Annotated in this window: 4 protein-coding genes; 3 read left to right on the top strand and 1 reads right to left on the bottom strand. The window is 72.1% G+C overall.

Annotated elements, in window-relative coordinates; genetic code table 11:
• The coding region (locus GT354_RS44230; RefSeq protein WP_202512978.1) for an IclR family transcriptional regulator C-terminal domain-containing protein at positions 1–366 on the top strand (366 nt) is incomplete at its 5' end.
• Between the two features lie 248 nt (positions 367–614).
• Positions 615–2,189: a glycerol-3-phosphate dehydrogenase/oxidase gene (locus GT354_RS44225; protein ID WP_161362846.1), complete on the top strand. Its 1,575-nt coding sequence runs from the start codon at positions 615–617 to the stop codon at positions 2,187–2,189.
• A gap of 30 nt (positions 2,190–2,219) precedes the next feature.
• On the opposite strand, the gene GT354_RS44220 is transcribed toward GT354_RS44225, so the two are convergent.
• Positions 2,220–3,287, bottom strand: coding sequence for a DUF6528 family protein (locus tag GT354_RS44220; protein ID WP_161362843.1), 1,068 nt, complete (start codon positions 3,285–3,287; stop codon positions 2,220–2,222).
• 215 nt (positions 3,288–3,502) lie between these two features.
• Here GT354_RS44220 and GT354_RS44215 point away from each other — a divergent pair.
• The coding region (locus GT354_RS44215; protein ID WP_161362840.1) for a hypothetical protein at positions 3,503–3,883 on the top strand (381 nt) is incomplete at its 3' end.

The following is a 3,883-nucleotide window of genomic DNA, read 5'->3' as shown; positions in this document are numbered from 1 at the left end:
CTGCACTCGACGGCGTGGGGCAAGGTACTGGTCGCGTTCGACCCCGCTGCGCGGGCGGATCTGGACGAGAGCGAACCGGTCGGCTTCACCGCCCGGACGGTGACCGACCCGGTCGCGCTGGACGCGGAATGCGTCACGGTGCGCGAGCGCGGGTGGGCGAGCGACATCGAGGAATCGGTGCTCGGTCTGGCCGGGATCGCCGCACCGATCCGGGACCGACGGGGCAATCCGCTGGGTGCGGTGGGCATCAGCGGCGCGGTGGAGCGGATCGTCCGGGACGGTGCGCCGCGCCCGACGCTGGTGGCCGCGGTGCGCGACGCCGCCCGGGCGGTCTCGCGTGATCTGGGCGCGTCGTACCCGTACTGATCGCAGGTTCGCGGCTTCGCCTCGGATCGACAGAATTTTGTGAGGTTATCCGCGAGTTTTGTACGGTTCGAGCCGCTCGTTCAAGCGTGGGGAAGGCGCGCTACTTGACGACGGCCCGAGGGTCGATGAAAACTGTCGCATGGTGGTCGACATTGTCGAACGTCGGATGGCAGCGACGCTCGCTCGGCCGGCACCGGTCAACGCGCCGCCCGCACCATGGACGGCCCAGTGGAAAGAAGACGCGCGTGATGAGCACCGCCCTCGGTCCCACCGTCCCCGTGCGCGCCCAGAGCCGCACCGAACTCGAACGCGGCACCTACGACCTGCTCATCATCGGCGGCGGCATCCTCGGCACGTCCGTGGCCTGGACCGCGGCCCAGACCGGCCTGCGGGTGGCCATGGTGGACGCGGGCGACTTCGCCGGCGCGACGTCCTCCGCCTCCTCCAAACTCGTGCACGGCGGACTGCGCTACCTCCAGACCGGCAACCTCAAGCTCGTCGCCGAAAACCATCGCGAACGCCGCGCGCTCGCCCGCGACGTCGCGCCGCACCTGGTGCGACCGCTGTCCTTCCTGGTCCCGGTGTACAAGGACGGCCCGCACGGCTCGGCCAAGCTCGGCGCGGGCGTCTTCCTCTACTCCGCGCTCTCGGCGTTCGGCGACGGCATGGGCAAGGTGATCAGCCCCGAGAACGCCGTCGAACTCGTCCCCGCGCTGCGCACCGAGGGACTGCGCCGCGCCGCGGTGTACGGCGACCACCAGATGAACGACAGCCGGGTCGCGGTCACCACCGTGCGCGCCGCGGTCGAGGAAGGCGCCGTCGTCCTCAACCACGCCGAAGTGGTGGGCCTGCGCAAGGACTCCGCCGGGCGGGTCACCGGAGCGGACCTGCGCGACCGCCTCGACGGCACCGAGTTCGGCGTCGACGCGCGAGTGGTCCTCAACGCCACCGGCCCGTGGGTGGACCACCTGCGCCGGATGGAGGACCCCGCGGCCGAGCCCAGCATCCGGCTGTCCAAGGGCGTCCACCTCGTGCTGCGCCAACACAAGCCGTGGCGCGCGGCGTTGACCATCCCGATCGACAAGTACCGGGTCTCCTTCGCCATTCCGTGGGAGGACCACCTGCTGCTCGGCACCACCGACGACGCGTACGAGGGCGACCCCGGCGAAGTCTCGGCCGGCGAGGCGGACATCACCCAGATCCTGGACGAGGCCGGCCACGCCGTCGAGAGCTCCCAGATACGCCGTGAGGACATCACGTACGCCTTCGCGGGCCTGCGCGTGCTCCCCGGCGGCGCGGGCGCGACGAGCGAGGCCAAGCGCGAGACGGTCGTCTCCGAGGGCCGCGGCGGCATGCTCTCGGTCGCGGGCGGCAAGTGGACCACCTATCGCCACATCGGCCGCACCGTGATGGAAAAGCTGGCCAAGGCCGGCGCGGTGGCCCTCGAAACCGACATGGCCACGCCGCTGCGCACGGTGGCGCTCCCGGGGTCGGCCAACCCGGAGGCGGTCGCGCACCGCCTGCTGACCGAGGAACCGGGCGACGCCGGCATCGACGCCGACGTGGCCCGCAACCTCGCGTCGCACTACGGCAACCTGGCCTACGACGTGGCCGCCCTGGTGCGCGAGGACCCCTCGCTCGGCGAGCGCGTGCACGCGGACGGGCCGGACATCTGGGCGCAGGTCGTCTACGCGCGCGACCACGAGTGGGCGGTCACCGCCGACGACGTGCTGCGCCGCCGCACGACCACGACCATTCGCGGCCTCGACACCCCCGAGGTGCGGGCCGAGGTCGAGGACCTGCTCGGCGACCGGCCCCGCTGACGGTGTTCTCGACGGCGACCCCGACGCCGGTCACTGTCGGCGGGCGGTCCACCAACGGGCCTTGTACAGCCGGGCGTTCGCCAAGGTTCGGGTCCCGTCGGGTCGGAACAGGGTCAGCGTCGAGGTGCACCACGAGCAGGGGTTGTCGGCCGTCGGTCTGACGGTGAGGATGCGGCCGGTGGCGGGATCGTCCCCGATGCTCTTCACCCCTGCTTCGTCGCGCGGGTCGGCGGACAGGTGTACCGCCTCGAACGTGCGCGCCGCCGGGTCGTACTGCCAGACGTGGTCGTGGCCGGTGATCCACAGACGGCCGGGGGCGGACAGTACGGGGGACAGGTCGTGCCCGCCGGTCTCGGGAAGCGTGGCGGTACGCACGCGCGTGAGCGTGGGCGCCGCCGCGGTGCCGGTCACCGAGTAGGCGACGAGTTCGCGATCGCCCAGTGCCCAGAGCAGTGCGCCGGCCGGATCGTAGTGCACTCCGTGGGCTCCGGGCAGCGACGCCTGGACGTAGCGACGGGCGCGCGGGCCCTGCGACGCGGCGTAGACGCGCAGGTAGCCGCCGGTGCTCGCGGTGACCGCGACGTTGCCGTCGGGGAGCAGTTCCAGACTGTGCAGATTGTCCGAACCCACGTCGGCCGCCCAGTACACGCGTGCCGACGGATAGGCGACGACGGCCGCCAGGCCGCCGGACGCGCCGGCGAGCAGGTAGTCGTGGTCGTGCAGTTGCCGCCGCTTGGCCTCGGACGGGTTGGTCCAGGTGTGTGCGGGCCGTAGGTCTCCGAGTCCGGGATCCCGGTCGGCGCTCCACGACCAGTTCGCCTCGCTGCGCCGCGAACCGGCGCCGGCCGGGGCGGCCAGCACGACGACCGAGCGTGATCCCTGGTCGGCCACCACGATCCGCGACTCGGCCGACCGGGTCGGCCGGGTCGCCCGGGTCGACTCGGTCGCTTCCACCCACCTCGCCGCTTCGGCCGATTCGCCGGCCGACTCCCGCGCGGGCGCCGCAGGTTGCGTCGCACCGGCCTCTGCGGCAGGCAGGACCGACCCCCAGAGCCCGACCAGAAGCAGCACCGTCCCGATCCGAAGTGACGTCGACACGCCCACGATCGACCAGGTGGGCGTGGTGATTCCGAAAAGACCTGCTTTGCGCGACATTCGGAAAGAATCTCGTGTTTTGTCCTTTGCGGGTGGCGAACACGCCCAACCGGGACCGGTTCGCCGGTTCGGGTGAAATCGCGTGGCTGTCGGGCTCGCCGGAATGCCTGTGGGCGAAAATGGGGGTTCTCTCGAAGGGCAGGCCGAGGGAGGTCAGGATGGGGCACGGCGCGGTCGGCGGTGGTGCAACGCGACTCGGTGTGTTCTGTGCGATCGTGCTCGTCGCGTTGCTGGCCCTGCTGCACGGCAGCTGTACGCCCGGAGTCGGGCTCCCGGCCGAGGAGTCGGACGCAGGCCGGTGCACCGAGGGCATCCTTCGGCAGGTGCTGCCTCCCTTCGTCGGCGACACCCCCGCGGACGGCTCGATGCGGGCCGGCGCCCCGTCGGGAGACACCGGCGGCGAGCACGAGCCCGCAGTCGGGACCGCGCGCACGGGCGCCACACCAAGACCGCGATACACGTCGTCGGCCGGATCGTGCGCTCCCGTCGTCGTCGAGGGCCTCGGGATTCGGCCCGCCGGGTCGACCGAGGCCGGCGAG

This window comes from Streptomyces sp. SID3343, assembly GCF_009865215.1.
Lineage (GTDB): Bacteria > Actinomycetota > Actinomycetes > Streptomycetales > Streptomycetaceae > Embleya.
Note: the sequence above shows the minus strand (reverse complement) of the source record. Positions and strands in the feature narration are given on the sequence as shown.

What these genes read in the sequence shown, in the direction of transcription:
- GT354_RS44225 (WP_161362846.1), top strand. Translation starts at nt 615, where the DNA reads ATGAGCACCGCCCTCGGTCCCACCGTCCCCGTGCGCGCCCAGAGCCGC.